12 protein-coding genes and 1 other annotated feature are annotated in these 15,125 nt (G+C 41.0%); all 12 genes read right to left on the reverse strand.

Annotation, left to right across the window (positions count from 1 at the left end; genetic code table 11):
* Positions 1 to 19: 19 nt before the first annotated feature.
* Positions 20 to 1,351 carry a CCA tRNA nucleotidyltransferase gene (locus tag NQ503_RS12355; protein WP_005428670.1) on the reverse strand — a complete coding sequence of 444 codons (1,332 nt, stop codon included), beginning with the start codon at positions 1,349 to 1,351 and terminating at the stop codon, positions 20 to 22.
* Between the two features lies 1 nt (position 1,352).
* A complete protein-coding gene (gene proS, locus NQ503_RS12360) occupies positions 1,353 to 2,786 on the reverse strand; it encodes a proline--tRNA ligase (RefSeq protein WP_005428668.1) in 1,434 nt (477 codons plus the stop codon).
* Positions 2,787 to 2,874: 88 nt separating this feature from the next.
* Positions 2,875 to 3,084 (reverse strand) — a binding site (T-box leader).
* A 116-nt stretch (positions 3,085 to 3,200) separates the two neighbouring features.
* On the reverse strand, positions 3,201 to 3,695 hold the full coding sequence (locus NQ503_RS12365) for a deoxycytidylate deaminase (protein WP_022388580.1): 495 nt from the start codon (positions 3,693 to 3,695) through the stop codon (positions 3,201 to 3,203).
* Between the two features lie 20 nt (positions 3,696 to 3,715).
* On the reverse strand, positions 3,716 to 4,177 hold the full coding sequence (gene rpiB / locus NQ503_RS12370; protein WP_005428664.1) for a ribose 5-phosphate isomerase B: 462 nt from the start codon (positions 4,175 to 4,177) through the stop codon (positions 3,716 to 3,718).
* Complete coding sequence (locus NQ503_RS12375; protein WP_005428662.1) at positions 4,174 to 5,238, reverse strand: L-threonylcarbamoyladenylate synthase; 1,065 nt, start codon at positions 5,236 to 5,238, stop codon at positions 4,174 to 4,176. Before NQ503_RS12375 ends, rpiB begins: the two co-directional genes overlap by 4 nt.
* A 134-nt stretch (positions 5,239 to 5,372) precedes the next feature.
* Positions 5,373 to 5,954, reverse strand: a complete 582-nt coding sequence (locus NQ503_RS12380) for an HD domain-containing protein (RefSeq protein ID WP_044926391.1) — start codon at positions 5,952 to 5,954, stop codon at positions 5,373 to 5,375.
* 38 nt (positions 5,955 to 5,992) lie between these two features.
* On the reverse strand, positions 5,993 to 7,690 hold the full coding sequence (locus tag NQ503_RS12385) for an AAA family ATPase (protein WP_044926389.1): 1,698 nt from the start codon (positions 7,688 to 7,690) through the stop codon (positions 5,993 to 5,995).
* A gap of 177 nt (positions 7,691 to 7,867) precedes the next feature.
* A complete protein-coding gene (locus NQ503_RS12390) occupies positions 7,868 to 9,457 on the reverse strand; it encodes an AAA family ATPase (protein WP_044926387.1) in 1,590 nt (529 codons plus the stop codon).
* Between the two features lie 164 nt (positions 9,458 to 9,621).
* A complete protein-coding gene (gene glmS, locus NQ503_RS12395; RefSeq protein WP_005428653.1) occupies positions 9,622 to 11,490 on the reverse strand; it encodes a glutamine--fructose-6-phosphate transaminase (isomerizing) in 1,869 nt (622 codons plus the stop codon).
* 61 nt (positions 11,491 to 11,551) lie between these two features.
* Positions 11,552 to 12,790 (reverse strand): nucleotide sugar dehydrogenase, encoded by a 1,239-nt coding sequence (locus tag NQ503_RS12400; protein WP_005428651.1) that lies wholly within the window; start codon positions 12,788 to 12,790, stop codon positions 11,552 to 11,554.
* A 14-nt stretch (positions 12,791 to 12,804) separates the two neighbouring features.
* Positions 12,805 to 13,668 (reverse strand): esterase-like activity of phytase family protein, encoded by an 864-nt coding sequence (locus NQ503_RS12405; protein ID WP_044926385.1) that lies wholly within the window; start codon positions 13,666 to 13,668, stop codon positions 12,805 to 12,807.
* Positions 13,665 to 15,125: a lipopolysaccharide biosynthesis protein gene (locus NQ503_RS12410; protein WP_005428649.1), complete on the reverse strand. Its 1,461-nt coding sequence runs from the start codon at positions 15,123 to 15,125 to the stop codon at positions 13,665 to 13,667. Before NQ503_RS12410 ends, NQ503_RS12405 begins: the two co-directional genes overlap by 4 nt.

The raw sequence follows: 15,125 nt of genomic DNA on the forward strand, positions 1-15,125 counted from the left end.
AAATGTACTGTCTAAATTTTTAATATTTTTCTTTATTTATAAATTCCATTAACTTCTCTTTTGTATTATCGGAAGGTTCTTCGAGCACATGTTCCAGCATCTCCTTCAACACCTCTCCGAGTTCCGGTCCTGGCTTATATCCGGCCTGGATCAAATCTCTTCCTGTCACGGCAAGTGTCTTTAACGAAACGCATTGTTTCTCCTCTACCACCTTATGATAACACTCTGCCACCCCTTTCAGTCGGGCAGATTTTTCCTCTCGGCGATACTCACTCTGGGCAAGCATATCCGCCTCCTGTACTTCGAGATACATCGGAAACAGATCTTCTCCGATCCGGTTCACCGCACGTCTTACCGAACGCATTTCCGGCATCGGGCGGTCGTCATGATATTTGATCAGTCTGGAGACTTTACTGATCGTATCGTTGTCAAATTTCAGCCGGCGAAGAATGCTTTTTGCCATTTTTTCACCTTCCGGTGCATGCATCTTGAAATGATCACGCCCATTTTCATCGGTCTTTCGCATCACTGGCTTCGCAATATCATGAAGTAGCATCGTCAGCCGAAGGACTTTGTCCGGCCGCACCAGAAGCAGACCGTGAAGAATATGTTCTCCTACTGTATAACAATGATGCGGCGTATTCTGTTCAGTCTCCATACATGCATCAAACTCCGGTAGAAATTCTCTGGTAATTCCGGTTTCATAAGCCACTCGGAGATAATCCGGATGTGGTGACACCAGAAGCTTCACCAGCTCTGTCTGGATTCGCTCTGCACTGACACATTTCAGATTCGGTGCCAGTGCCTGAATACCAGCCTTCGTTTTTTCTTCAATTGTAAATCCCAACTGTGCGGAAAAGCGCACTGCACGCAGAATCCGAAGTGCATCTTCATGAAAACGCTCCATCGGATCACCGACACAGCGTACGATTTTATGCTCCATATCTTCCATTCCATGAAAAAGATCTACAAGACCTCTTTCCGGATGATATGCCATTGCATTGATCGTAAAATCTCTTCGTTTCAGATCTTCTTCCAGACTCGAAGTAAACATGACCTGCTTTGGATGGCGTCCATCTTCGTAATCTCCATCCACACGATACGTCGTTACTTCATAGCCTTCTTTATCCATTAATACGGTCACTGTTCCATGCTGCAATCCGGTATCCACCGTGCGCTGGAACAGTTCCTTCACCTGCTGCGGAGAAGCAGATGTGGTGATATCCCAGTCGTTGGGGTTGCGTCCCAGAATAGAATCTCTGACGCATCCACCGACAACATAAGCCTCATAACCGTTTTCCTCTAAAATGTGCAGTATTTTTTCCGCATTGGAAGGAATCGTTAATTTCATATTAGTATGCTCTTCCCCAGTAAACCATCTTCTTAGCCGGTTTTCCGCAGCATACGCAGACATCGCTCAAGTGTTCCTGTTCAAACGGCATACATCTGGATGTTGCCTGAACATCTTCTTTGATCTTGTCTTCGCATTCACGGTTTCCGCACCACATAGCTTTTACAAAGCCAGGTTTGTTGTTGATGGTATCTTTGAATTCTTCATAATTCGTTGCAACATATGTGTGTGCATCACGATGTGCACGTGCGCGCTCCAGCATATCTTTCTGCATGGTATCCAGAACTTCCTGTACTTTGGCTGCAAGCTCTTCGAAAGAAACCACATATTTTTCTCTTGTATCACGACGACAGATAACAGCCTGTCCGTTCTCGATATCTTTCGGGCCACATTCGATACGAACCGGAATTCCTCTCATTTCCTGCTCAGCAAATTTGAATCCCGGGCTTCTGTCTGTGTCATCAACTTTAACACGGATGCCAGCTGCCTTGAGTGCTGCAAACAGTTCATCTGCCTTTTCCAGAACACCCTCTTTACGCTGCTGAATCGGAATGATAACAGCCTGTGTCGGAGCAATTCTCGGAGGCAGAACAAGTCCGCTGTTATCACCATGAACCATGATGATCGCACCGATCATACGTGTTGTCATACCCCAGGATGTCTGATGCACATATTTCAGTGTGTTATCTTTGTCTGTGTACTGGATGCCGAATGCTTTTGCAAATCCGTCACCAAAGTTATGGCTGGTACCGGACTGAAGTGCTTTTCCATCGTGCATCAGAGATTCAATTGTGTAAGTTGCTACTGCACCTGCAAATTTTTCTTTGTCTGTTTTCTGACCTTTGATTACCGGAATTGCCAGAACTTCTTCACAGAAATCAGCATACAGATTCAGCATCTGGATCGTTCTTTCTTCTGCTTCTTCTGCTGTTGCGTGAGCAGTATGTCCCTCCTGCCACAGAAATTCTCTGGAACGAAGGAACGGACGGGTTGTCTTTTCCCAACGTACTACAGAACACCACTGATTATAGACCTTCGGCAGATCTCTGTGGGACTGGATGTCTTTCTGATAAAAATCGCAGAACAGAGTCTCAGAAGTCGGACGAACGCAGAGACGCTCCTGCAGTTCATTCAGTCCACCATGTGTTACCCACGCTACTTCCGGTGCAAATCCTTCTACGTGATCTTTTTCTTTCTGCAGAAGAGATTCCGGAATAAACATCGGCATGTACACATTCTGTACACCTGTTTCTTTGAATCTGCGGTCCAGTTCATGCTGGATATTTTCCCAGATCGCATAACCTGCCGGTTTGATTGCCATGCATCCTTTTACACTTGTGTAGCCGCACAGTTCCGCTTTTTTGACAACGTCTGTATACCACTGTGCAAAATCGTCTTCCATGGAAGTGATCGCTTCAACTAATTTCTTTGCCATCGTTCTTTTCTCCTTTTTTAATATGATCTGTTTTTGAAATGATCTTGCGCCGGGCCAAAAGAAAATAAAAAAGCCCTCCTGATCCCGGTAAAGGGACCGAAGGACTTCGGCGGTACCACCCTAATTAACAATCCCATATGGAATCGTTCTCTCTAGATCCTTTAACGCAGGAAACACGCCATGCTTCAATCACATGGAGCTCAGAGGCCGGTTCCATGATTCACGCACAGAATCCTCACACCATATGGATCCCTCTCTGAGATTGCTCCTCATGTACTATTCTCTTCATCGCTCATAAACTTATTAAAATAAGCCGGATAACTCTTAATTCATCCGAACTTATCTTATTTTAAATAAAAATAATCCGAGTGTCAACCCCAAAGTAAACGCCCTGGAATCATTTTTTCACCATTTTTACACAGAAAGTTTGATTTCCCTTCCTGTCCGATTATATTTGTAATATCTTACCCCCGCTGCATCCAGCATCCTTTTGGATGCAATGACAGACGGTGTGTGTTCGTATTTGTCACAGTCATATACAACCGTTTTGATCCCCGCCTGAATGATTGCCTTGGCACATTCATTGCACGGAAAAAGCGAAACATAGAGCTTTGCACCTTCCAGACTTCCACCCCGGTAATTCAGGATTGCATTCAGCTCACTGTGAGTCACATACAGATACTTGGTGTCAAGCGGATCTCCTTCACGTGCCCACGGAAATTCATCATCTGAGCAGCCCTTTGGAAATCCATTATAACCCATGGAAAGAATCTTGTTATCATTGCTGACAATACAGGCACCCACCTGTGAATTCGGATCCTTGGAACGCATTCCGGAGAGCATTGCCACTCCCATAAAATACTCGTCCCAGGAAATATAATCCTCACGTTTTTTGATATGTACAGCCACCGTAAGAACCTCCCCTGTTTTTAGATTTCCGGATAAGCGTCTGTGATATCTGTATCCTCTTCGATCTGTTTGATTCTGCGGATATGACGTTCTTCCTCTGAGAACGGTGTATTCAGGAATGTATCCACGATCTTGACTGCCAGTCCAGGTCCGACTACTCTGCCGCCCATTGCAAGAATATTGGCATTGTTATGAAGTCTTGTTGCCTCTGCACTGAAGCAGTCGGAACAAAGAGCTGCACGAATACCTTTGAATTTATTTGCTGTGATAGAAATACCGATGCCTGTTCCACAGATCAGAATACCTTTTTCACAGTCACCATTCTGAATCGCAATGGCTACTCTTTTGGCATAGATCGGATAATCCGTAGAATCTGTACTGTCACATCCGAAATCTTTATATTCGATATTGTTTTCCTCTAAATATTTAATAATCTCCTGTTTCAGTTCATAACCGCCATGGTCACATCCTAATGCTATCATTTATTTTCCTCCTGTGCATTTATGATTTTATGTCCTGCCGCCTTTAGAAGACGGTTCATAATAGCCTGCCCCATCTTTGGCGTGTAAAACGCTTCTGAATAAATAACATCCACTCTGTCATCATCGAAGTCTCGTAAAACCTCGTACAGATGATGAGCGATCGTTTCCTCTTCTTCTCTGCTGCCGATGCTAAGAACATCCGCATGCGCATAACGCGCCTTCGTTTCATCTGTTGCAATGACACCGACCTTAAGGCCTTTTGCAACTGCTTCGTCCGTCAGGTGATTGATGCATGCAACAACGTCCTCTTCATTTCCTTCTATAATAGAAAGATCTGCTTTAGGCGCATAATGACGATATTTCATTCCCGGTGCTTTCGGATGTACACTGCTGTCTGTGATCAGAAGTCCCTTATCCATCCGTACATCTCCGAGTGTCTCCTGAAGCATTTCCAGTGAAATATAGCCCGGACGCAGAACGACTGGAACCTTCTCCGTGAAGTCAACGATTGTGGATTCCAACCCGATTCCCACCTGTCCACCATCAATGATCATATCAATGGCATCGCCAAGATCTTCTTCCACATGTTCTGCCATCGTCGGACTTGGTCTGCCTGACGTATTGGCACTCGGTGCTGCCACAAAACCACCACCGGCCTTTATCAGTTCCTGTGCGATCCTGTCACTCGGAAAACGAACCGCAACACTGTCCAGACCACCGGTAGTCTCTCGCGGCACGATATCCGCTTTCGGGAGGATCATGGTAAGCGGCCCCGGCCAGTATTTCTCAGCAAGGATCTTTGCTCCCTCAGGTATCTCTGTCGTAATCTTCTCTAACTGCTCCAGCTCTGCGATGTGTACGATCAGCGGATTATCTGACGGTCTTCCTTTCGCTGCGTATATTTTCATGGAAGCCTGCGGATCCAGTGCATTTCCGCCAAGTCCATATACAGTCTCGGTAGGAAACGCGACCAGTCCACCCGCCTTCAAAATATCTCCTGCCTTTTTTATGGCATCCATATCCAGGTTCTCACCCGTCATAGCCACAACTTCAGCTCTCATAATAATAAGTCCTCTCCTTGAATTCTATTGAGTACAATCTCCCACTAATGCTAATATATTATAGAATAATTCCCTGAATTATACAATAGGAAAACTCCCCGGATACCGGAGAGTTCCAACTACAATGTCACTGTTCACTGACGAATATAAATTCCCTGAGATTCAATAAAATCATCCAGTTCCTGGAGACCATCCTGCGCCCAGGTATCTGACATCTGGAATTCTTCCGGGAAGAACATTTCCGTTGCAATCCGGATTCCAGTCTCGGTTTTAAAGATTTTCTTCACACTCTTTTTGATTGATTCTGTCTCCAGGTGATCTTCAAAATAATTCACCAGAAAATCAGTCTCCACAAGAATCTGATAATCCATTCCTTCAATACCCGTGTATGTATGATGGTGTCCAACAAGATAGGATACCCTGTCGATCACATCCTGATCAAACCCAAGGTTCTTCAGCATTTTCTCTGCCTCTGCCGGACCTTCCTGCTCCTGCAGTTTGCCGTCACATCTGCCAAATTTAGCCTCCGCCGGGCGGATTCCAATATCATGTACATAAGCTGCCGCTTCCAGAATATAGAGCAGCTTCTCATCCAGATGCTCTTCCTCCCCGATCAGCTTAGCAAAGCTGTGCACCTTTATAAAGTGCTGGATTCTCGCCGGGTCATCTCTGTAAAACTCAATCATCATGCTGCAAAGATTGTTTAATCTACTCATGAAAATTCCTCCTGTCCGACTGTGATGTCTTCAAATGATTATCCCAATACCACCTTGCAATTCTTTTTGTAACAGGCAATTCCATATTTAATAATATTACGCATGCCATCGTCCCGGAGTCTGGCAGTGTAATCCCTGTCCTCGATCTGCTTCAGTGCTTCCTCGCAGGCGGCATCCATATTTCCGTTCTCGGCATATTTCAGCTCAATCACTATTCCGGTACGGTTATCCGGCACCTCCACCAGAATGTCACTGTATCCAATTCCGGACTCCGCATTGGATTTGATCAGCCAATTAGACTTATAACCAAGAAGCCCCAGAAGAATTCCATGATAAAAATTCTCTTTTTTTGCGGGAGCTGTATCTCGGATACTGATCGTATTCCAGAGATAATCACCAAACAGTTCTTCAATCTTCTTAGGATTCTGCCTTGGAAAAGCATTACAAAACTCATTCAGAGTCTCTCCGTCACTTTGGGAAGTTTCTCTAAACCACTCCCGAATCTGTTTGATAAACAGCCTGCGGATTTCCAGATTCGGAATAGCCAGTTTAAATGTATCTGTGCCAACCTGTCCTCTCTGCGTCAGATAACCAGTCGTAAAAAGCACACTCCATAGATTCTCAATACTGCTGTCCAGCTCACTGTATGTCAGTTCCTGTCGAATTTCTTTCACGATTTCTTCACCGGAAATCAGCTTCTCGATCTCATTTCTTGTTCGCGTATCCGCTTTGTCAATAAACCTGCGCACCATGGCATTTCCGCTCGTATTTGACCAGTAATCCTGTGGATGCGCCTCGGAATCTGCTTTTAACAGATCACAGTAATTGATCACATCCCACGGACAATATACTTCTACATTTCCAAACCGGTAGCCATCATACCACTCTTTAACTTCTTCATATCGTCCAGACAGATCATAATACGCAAGCATGTCTCTTACTTCTGCATCTGTGAAGCCAAAATATTCATCGAACCTGACATCTGTGAGGGTCAGAACCTTCAAATTATTTAAGCCTGTAAAAATACTTTCTTTAGAAATTCTCAGGCACCCTGTCAAAACAGCGAAATAAAGATCCGGATTTGTCTTCAATGCATTGCCGAAGATACTTCTGATCAAAGACACCATCTCATCATAATATCCATACTGAAAAGCTTTGTCCAAAGGCACATCATATTCATCGATCAAAAGAATAACCTGCCTGCCATAATGCCTGCCCAACAATGATGATAAAATCTTAAGGCTCGAAACAAGCGCTTCCGTAGTCATAACAAACAGACCATTTTCCGATGTTCCAATTTCGATAAGCTGTCTGTAGAGTTTCTTATCCGCATCAGATAAAGCAGAGCTTTCTTCCAAAAACGAAAACCTCAACGCCTCTGTTCCTATAACTGTCTTCAGTGCACCACAGGCCGCCTGAAAGGATAATCCCTCCACACTTTTCAGACTGATAGAAATCACCGGAAACTGCCCCATATACTTTGTACAGATTTCTTTGTTCTCAGAAATCTTCAGACCATCAAACAGGGCAGGATTACTTCCTATTTCAAAGAAGGTCTTCAACATGCTCATATTCAGGGATTTGCCGAAACGCCTTGGGCGAGTAAACAGATTTACTTCACTTCGATTCTGTAGCAGTTCTTCAATCATCCCGGTCTTATCAATATAGTAGAATTCCGATCGATCCAGTTTTTCAAAAATGTCTATTCCGATTGGCAGCTTCTTACGATCTGTCATGCTAGCACCTCCCCAAAGCCTAATAGAAAAAGGTTCCATGAAACCACTAATATGTAAAATTAATGATATCATGAAACCATTTTTCCGTAAAGCAATTGTTTATTCCACCGTCACGCTCTTGGCGAGATTTCGTGGCTTATCTACATCCATGTGAATATTCACAATTAATAATAAAAGTCAGTCCTTCTCGTATTTCTCAATCATACATTGGTGTTCTTTGGTACCCTTATCATAGTTGATACCCACAAGCAAAATGTCACCCGTATAATTCAGGATTGACTCAGGATACTGCTTATCTTTTATTTGCTGCAAAGCGGTTGCAGAATCCTTATTCCACTTCAATTCAACAACCATTGCCGGATAAGATGCGCTATATTCTGGCTTAGGTATGAATACAAAATCAGCAAATCCTCGACCTGTTGGCAATTCCCGAATCGGCTTAAAATAATACTGCATTGCACTCAAGTATGCAAACGTCAATACACTGCTCAGCAAATTTTCATTATGATACTGGATTACCGACACATACTCATTATGGATTTTTCCAATTTGTGCAGCGACTGCCATTCCATCCATGTCCAGTGTTGCATCAAGCAGATGTTCTGAATCTTGCTGGAAGGCCAGCATCTCATTCCATCCTCTACTTTCAACTGCAGCAGTGAGTTCCTGGCGAATCTCTTCATTGGGAACAAAAGCAGTCTTCAATTTTTGATTGTACCCAAAATAACCCAGATGAATCATATAAGTCAACACATCGTCCCTGCTTTTTATATTAAGTGTATCATTCTTGAATGTCGCTGTGTTCACCTTGACTTCTGCACCCGACAGCATCTCGATGATGGCTGTTTTAAGTCCATCAAAATCCATATTAATCAGTGGCACGATTGCATCATAAGAAGCAGTTTCTGACCAATAACTTTTGAATTCTCCTCGGAGCATCACACTGACAACTGCTCTGGGATTATAAACTTGATATTCATTCAGGAGATAGCCGTCATACCACCGCTTCACCTCATCAAAATCTTGCTGATACTCCTTCGCCAGTTTCTGTACCTCATTTTCAGTAAAGCCAATATATGGAGCAAGTCTGCTTGCACTCAGCATTGTAAATTCGTCAAAATTATTCAGTGCAGACTGCGTTTTTTCCTTTTTGATTGGAAGGATGCCAGTCAGATATGCAAGCTGGATATACTTTGTTGGTTCTGTTCCTTTGAACATTCCTCTAAGGAAGTTGATATAGTCTTCCTGCGCCTTTGTATTAGTGGCTTTATCACGAATAAGAACATCCCATTCATCAATAATGACAATAAACTTTTTCCCTGTCAAAGCGTTGATCTGTGATAAAGCTTCTGGCAGGGATTTAGCATCTTCTGAAAGAGCATCTGGATAGTACTCCTTAAGCTCTGCGATCGTTTTCTCAGAAATATACGGAACTACCTGATCTGCTCCCCCCGCTGGTTCCATGCACCATTGAATATCAAGATGAATTACATCAAACTGGTTTAGATACTTCTTGAAATCTGCGCTCTTGCTAATTTCAAGATCAGCAAACAATCCTTCTGAATCGCAACCTCTGCTGTAATAAGCTGTCAGCATATTGGCTGTAACAGACTTCCCAAATCTTCTTGGACGACTATTGCAAATATAGCCTTGCAGCGTATTTAACACCTTATTTGTATAATTAATGAGACCACTTTTATCTATATATATTTCGGAATTCAAAGCAACCTGGAACGCAGAATTGTCTGGATTAACAAACATTCCCATTATGCAGCACGCTCCTTTCTTTGGCGGCATGATGAGTCATGCCTGTTGTGCTTTGATTTTAACATCTAACATCCCAAATAGCAAGTTGATACCCCAGCGCAGAATAACTATTTTTTCTCCCAGATGAAACACTAATATGTGAACTTGAGGCATTTTTTGTTTGTTTATTCCACTGTCACGCTCTTGGCGAGATTTCGCGGCTTATCTACATCCAGTCCTTTTGCCACGCTCACGTAATATCCGAGCAGTTGCAGCGGAACCACTGCCAGGCTTCCGGCAAAGTACTCATCGATTCGCGGCACATACACGGCAAAATCCACGGTCTCTTCAATCTCATATTTTCCATAAGTTGTCAGGCCCAGCAGATATGCTCCACGGCTACGGCACTCAACCATATTGCTCATTGTCTTCTCATACAGCTTACTCTGTGTCAGCACACCGATCACCAATGTTCCCGGCTCGATCAGACTGATCGTTCCATGCTTCAGTTCTCCCGCAGCATATGCCTCTGAATGGATATAGGAGATCTCCTTTAATTTAAGACTGCCCTCCAGGGAAACCGCATAATCAATTCCCCTTCCGACAAAGAACACATCATGCGCACCGGCATATTTAGCCGCAAACCACTGCAGTCTCTCTTTGTCTTCCAGTATCTTATTGATCTTCGGAGCGATCGTGAGCAGCTCTGAAATATAATATGCATACTGCTCTTCTGTGATCTTGCCTCTTACCAAAGCAAACTCCACCGCAATACAGTACATTGCAGCAAGCTGTGCACTGTAGGCTTTTGTTGTTGCAACAGAAATCTCCGGACCTGCAAGCGTGTAGAACACCTTGTCTGCTTCACGTGCAATACTACTTCCGACCACATTGACGATTGCAAGGGTTGTCAGACCCTTTTCCTTCGCAAGACGAAGCGCTGCCAGCGTATCTGCCGTCTCGCCGGACTGGCTGATCACAATAACAAGCGCGTTCTTATTCAATGCCATCGGTCTGTAACGGAATTCCGACGCCAGTTCCACTCTCACCGGAATCCGCGCCATATCCTCCAGGACATATTGTGCAGCCATACCTACATGCCATGCTGATCCACAGGCCACAATATAGATCTGCTCAAAACTCAGGATTTCTTCCTTCGTTAATTCCAGCCCTGAAAAGTCAATGGCTCCATCTTTAATAACAGAATTCAGAGTATCCTGAATAGCCTTAGGCTGCTCATGGATCTCTTTCATCATAAAATGCTCAAAGCCTGCCTTTTCGGCAGCTTCCGCATCCCATTTGATCTGAGTCGTCTGTTTCTCGATCTCTTCACCATTAAGATTGTAGAAATGCGCCTCGCCTGGTGTCAGTCTGGCAAACTCCAGATTTCCAATATAATAAACCTGTCTGGTGTATTTGAGGATTGCCGGCACATCCGAAGCCACATAAGTCTCACCGTCTGCAATACCAATGATCATTGGACTGTCTTTTCGAGCCACCCAGATCTCACCCGGATAATCCCTGAACATCAGCTCCAGCGCATAAGAACCACGGACACGCACCATTGTCTTTGCGATTGCATCCACCGGACCAAGATTATACTTTCTGTAATAATAATCCACCAGCTTAATCACAACTTCCGTATCTGTCTCACTATAAAAAGTATAGCCATGCTTTAACAGCTTATCTTTCAGCTCCGCATAATTCTCAATGATTCCATTATGTACTCCAACCACTTCGGATTCTACCTCACCAGAACCAGAACGCGTACAATTACCTGAAACATGCGGATGTGCATTGATCTGACTTGGCTCACCATGCGTTGCCCAGCGTGTATGCCCAATTCCACAGGTACCACGCAGAGCTCTACCCTCATCCGTTTTTTCAGCCAGATTTCCAAGACGTCCCTTTGCCTTTACAACCTCCGCCAGCTTATCACCATCACGAACAGCGATTCCTGCTGAGTCATATCCTCGGTACTCTAATTTAGACAGACCGCTTAATAAAATAGGTGCTGCCTGCTGTGTTCCAGTAAAACCAACTATTCCACACATAAAAACTGTATTCTCCTTTATTTGAGAATATCTTTATTAATATTCTCCCCTTATTACATTTTTAATCTCTTTTAAAAATATCCCTTGTATATACTTTATCCTGTACATCATCCAAACAACTATCATATCTATTTGCGATAATTGCCTGGCTCTGTTCTTTAAATTTGTCCAGATCATTCACAACCTTGCTTCCAAAGAAAGTGCTTCCATCTTCCAATGTTGGTTCATAAATAATCACAGATGCCCCTTTAGCTTTGATTCTCTTCATAACTCCCTGTATAGAGGACTGGCGGAAATTATCTGAATTTGATTTCATAGTAAGGCGATATACACCAATTACAACCTCTTTTTCCATAGAGGCATCGTATGTATTCTCATCTCCATAAGCGTAATATCCTGCTTTCTGTAAAACACGATCTGCTATGAAATCTTTCCTTGTTCTATTAGACTCAACGATTGCAGACATCATATTCTGAGGAACATCTGCATAATTTGCCAGAAGCTGTTTTGTGTCTTTCGGTAAGCAATATCCACCATATCCAAATGACGGATTGTTATAATGAGAGCCGATTCTAGGATCAAGGCACACACCATTAATAATCTGTTGTGTGTTCAATCCTTTCATTTCTGCATAAGTATCAAGCTCATTAAAATATGAAACTCTGAGAGCCAAATATGTATTAGCAAATAATTTCACTGCTTCTGCTTCTGTAAATCCCATTATCAAGGTATCAATATTTTCTTTAATTGCACCCTCCTGTAACAATCCAGCAAACGTATTCGCAGCTTTTACAAGTCTAGCATTTTCAACATCTGTTCCCACAATAATTCTGGATGGGTACAGATTATCATATAATGCTTTTGACTCTCGTAAAAATTCCGGACTGAAGATAATATTATCACAGTGAAATTTCTCTCTAATGCTTGCAGTATACCCTACCGGAATTGTAGACTTAATTACCATAATTGCATCTGGATTATATTCAATAACCAGTTTAATCACAGCTTCTACTGCTGACGTATCAAAGAAATTTTTCTTGCTGTCATAGTTTGTAGGTGCAGCAATAACTACAAAATCCGCATCTTTATATGCAGATTCAGCATCTAATGTAGCCGTCAGATTTAACTCTTTTTCCTTTAAATATTTTTCAATATACTCATCCTGAATCGGGCTAATCCTTTTATTAATCTTCTCTACCTTTTCCGGAACAATATCTACTGCCATTACCTCATGATTTTGAGATAATAATGTGGCAATAGAAAGTCCTACATATCCTGTTCCTGCTACTGCTATTTTCATTATATTTCCCCCATTTACTGATAATTTTCTTTGGTTTGCATCTTATTTAAAAAATACATATTAACTTGATTGATTGGCGTTTCAGCGTCATGATAATAACCATCATTTAGCACATACAATACATCATCAACAATCGTAATCCCTTCAATTGCATATGAATCTTTCAATACATATAATGGTTTAACTTTACTTGTTTTTAAGTCAACTGTATAAATATAGCTATCTCCATGATAGTCTGCACCTGCTGAAAAATATATCAAATCATTTTTTTCGTCTAAAAACAATTGATCTTGTCCTTTTATATGTATTTTAATTGATTTTTGTACTACGCCATCATATGAACAATTATATAAATAATTATTCGTCAAAGTCCAAAGCGTGTTACTCTTACTATCATTTGCAATGCCAGATGGTTCTTTTATATCAAAATTTCCTAATTCATTTCCTTTTTCGTCTATATGGCGAACTTTGTTTTCTCCATAAGAACATAACCAGATAGTTCCATCTGTTGACTTAGTAACTCCTTGTATATCTCTCATATTCTCAAATTTTAAATAACAAGGTATATCTCCTTTAATAGCCGAAAAATCCTTTTCAACTATTTCGATAGAAGCCTGGAAAGTTTTATCATTAGGCTTATATTTACCTGCATTCCCTATAAAAAAACACTCTTCTTCTTTATCCCAATAAAGCCCTGTACACGTAAATCCTACATTAGCTTTTTCTTTGTCCGGCAACTTTAATATTTTATTTGCATATATTTTGTCACATTTCTCTTGTTCAATTTTTACTCTAATGCGTGGTAAAATTATATATCCTACTGTAAAAAATATTATGAGAAAAAATAACATAAAAATTAATCGTTTTTTCTTCTTCATACTTTCTTTCCTTTTCTCAGTTCTGGTATCCATTTTTTCCTTGTTGCAACCAACAATACAAACATCATTAAAGCCAACAAATATCTAGCAACTGCATTTTTATATACAGCAACCATAGACAATGCCACAATACTCGTACCTATAAGTATTGTCATTTGCAATTTTGTATTAAAATAATTTTTCATTTGTATCTCATTATCAATACATTCTTTTCTTGCTAATACAAAATATAAAATCATGACTATTAAATAGCTTACTAATGACGTATATCCACCAGCAACATATCCAAAAATCGGAATAAAAATAGCATTTAAAATTATATTACACACTGCTGCAAATACTGACGCAAACAAAATAAATTTCGTCTTTTTATAGTAGAACAAGATATTTACATATTGTTGATATATATACATAACAATAACACTAATTGCTAATGGTGGCATAACCCATATTGCCTTTAAATATTTTTTCCCTCCTAAAATCAAAATTATTTCTGGAGCCATCACAATTTCCGCAATAGCGCAAAAAGCAACTATAATTGTCCCGACTGTTATCAATTTACTTTTATCTTTCGACGAATCCTTTAACTTTAATTCCTTAAACAGCCATGCCTGTAAAGATAAATTCAACGCACCACTTATAACAAAGATGACCATAGCTGCACTATATGATACACTATATAAAGCAGCATCTTCATAACCATCAATTTTTTGTATCATTAAACGATCCGAATGATTTAATAATATCATCGATAAGTAATATGGCATCAATGGCAAATTATATTTCAATGCATCTATTGCATAGTCTTTTTTCCATAGTGTGGATGTACCTTTATAATTTGATATAAAAAACGGAATTGCAACCCCTAACTGGATTACTGTCCTTGTAGCTATAACATAAAATATAGGATTATCTAAATTAAGAAAAACAGTTAATGCACCAACGATAGGTCCGATAAGACCATATACAATTATTGCAAATAACATTTTCTTATATTGGTTATCAACTCTTTGTCTTGATGACCACAATCCGAAACTGATAGTTCCTATAAAAGAACATATCATCAGTATACTTAACGGAGTACTTATTCCAGTAATATAATTAATACCCTTGTGAAACATTAAATACATTAATGTCCAAATCACAATCAATACAATACTCAATGATTGCATAGTTGCTGTATATATTGTCCTGTTTTCATCGTCCCTTACCAATCCTGCAACATAACCATTGCTGTATATTCTCAATGTTATAATAATCTCAAATATTTCTAGCCAGGACATAAATATACTATATATTCCATATTCCTCAGTAGCTAAGTAATGCGTCAGTATAATCATTACCAACCAAGGCGCAATTTTTTGTATTATATTTCCCACTGCATACCAAGACGCAGCTTTCATTTCTACTGACATATCTCTATATTTTTTTATGATTTTTTTAAGAAAAAGTTTCAT

Origin of the sequence: Blautia obeum ATCC 29174, assembly GCF_025147765.1 — a bacterium.
GTDB classification, from domain to species: Bacteria; Bacillota; Clostridia; order Lachnospirales; family Lachnospiraceae; genus Blautia_A; species Blautia_A obeum.

Bases quoted from the DNA above. Each gene is read 5' to 3' on its own strand.
- NQ503_RS12375 (WP_005428662.1), bottom strand. From the start codon at position 5,238: ATGAGAGCTGAAGTTGTGGCTATGACGGGTGAGAACCTGGATATGGAT.
- NQ503_RS12405 (WP_044926385.1), bottom strand. From the start codon at position 13,668: ATGAAGAAGAAAAAACGATTAATTTTTATGTTATTTTTTCTCATAATA.
- proS (WP_005428668.1), bottom strand. From the start codon at position 2,786: ATGGCAAAGAAATTAGTTGAAGCGATCACTTCCATGGAAGACGATTTT.
- rpiB (WP_005428664.1), bottom strand. From the start codon at position 4,177: ATGATAGCATTAGGATGTGACCATGGCGGTTATGAACTGAAACAGGAG.
- NQ503_RS12380 (WP_044926391.1), bottom strand. From the start codon at position 5,954: ATGAGTAGATTAAACAATCTTTGCAGCATGATGATTGAGTTTTACAGA.
- NQ503_RS12410 (WP_005428649.1), bottom strand. From the start codon at position 15,125: ATGAAACTTTTTCTTAAAAAAATCATAAAAAAATATAGAGATATGTCA.
- NQ503_RS12355 (WP_005428670.1), bottom strand. From the start codon at position 1,351: ATGAAATTAACGATTCCTTCCAATGCGGAAAAAATACTGCACATTTTA.
- glmS (WP_005428653.1), bottom strand. From the start codon at position 11,490: ATGTGTGGAATAGTTGGTTTTACTGGAACACAGCAGGCAGCACCTATT.
- NQ503_RS12400 (WP_005428651.1), bottom strand. From the start codon at position 12,790: ATGAAAATAGCAGTAGCAGGAACAGGATATGTAGGACTTTCTATTGCC.
- NQ503_RS12385 (WP_044926389.1), bottom strand. From the start codon at position 7,690: ATGACAGATCGTAAGAAGCTGCCAATCGGAATAGACATTTTTGAAAAA.
- NQ503_RS12390 (WP_044926387.1), bottom strand. From the start codon at position 9,457: ATGGGAATGTTTGTTAATCCAGACAATTCTGCGTTCCAGGTTGCTTTG.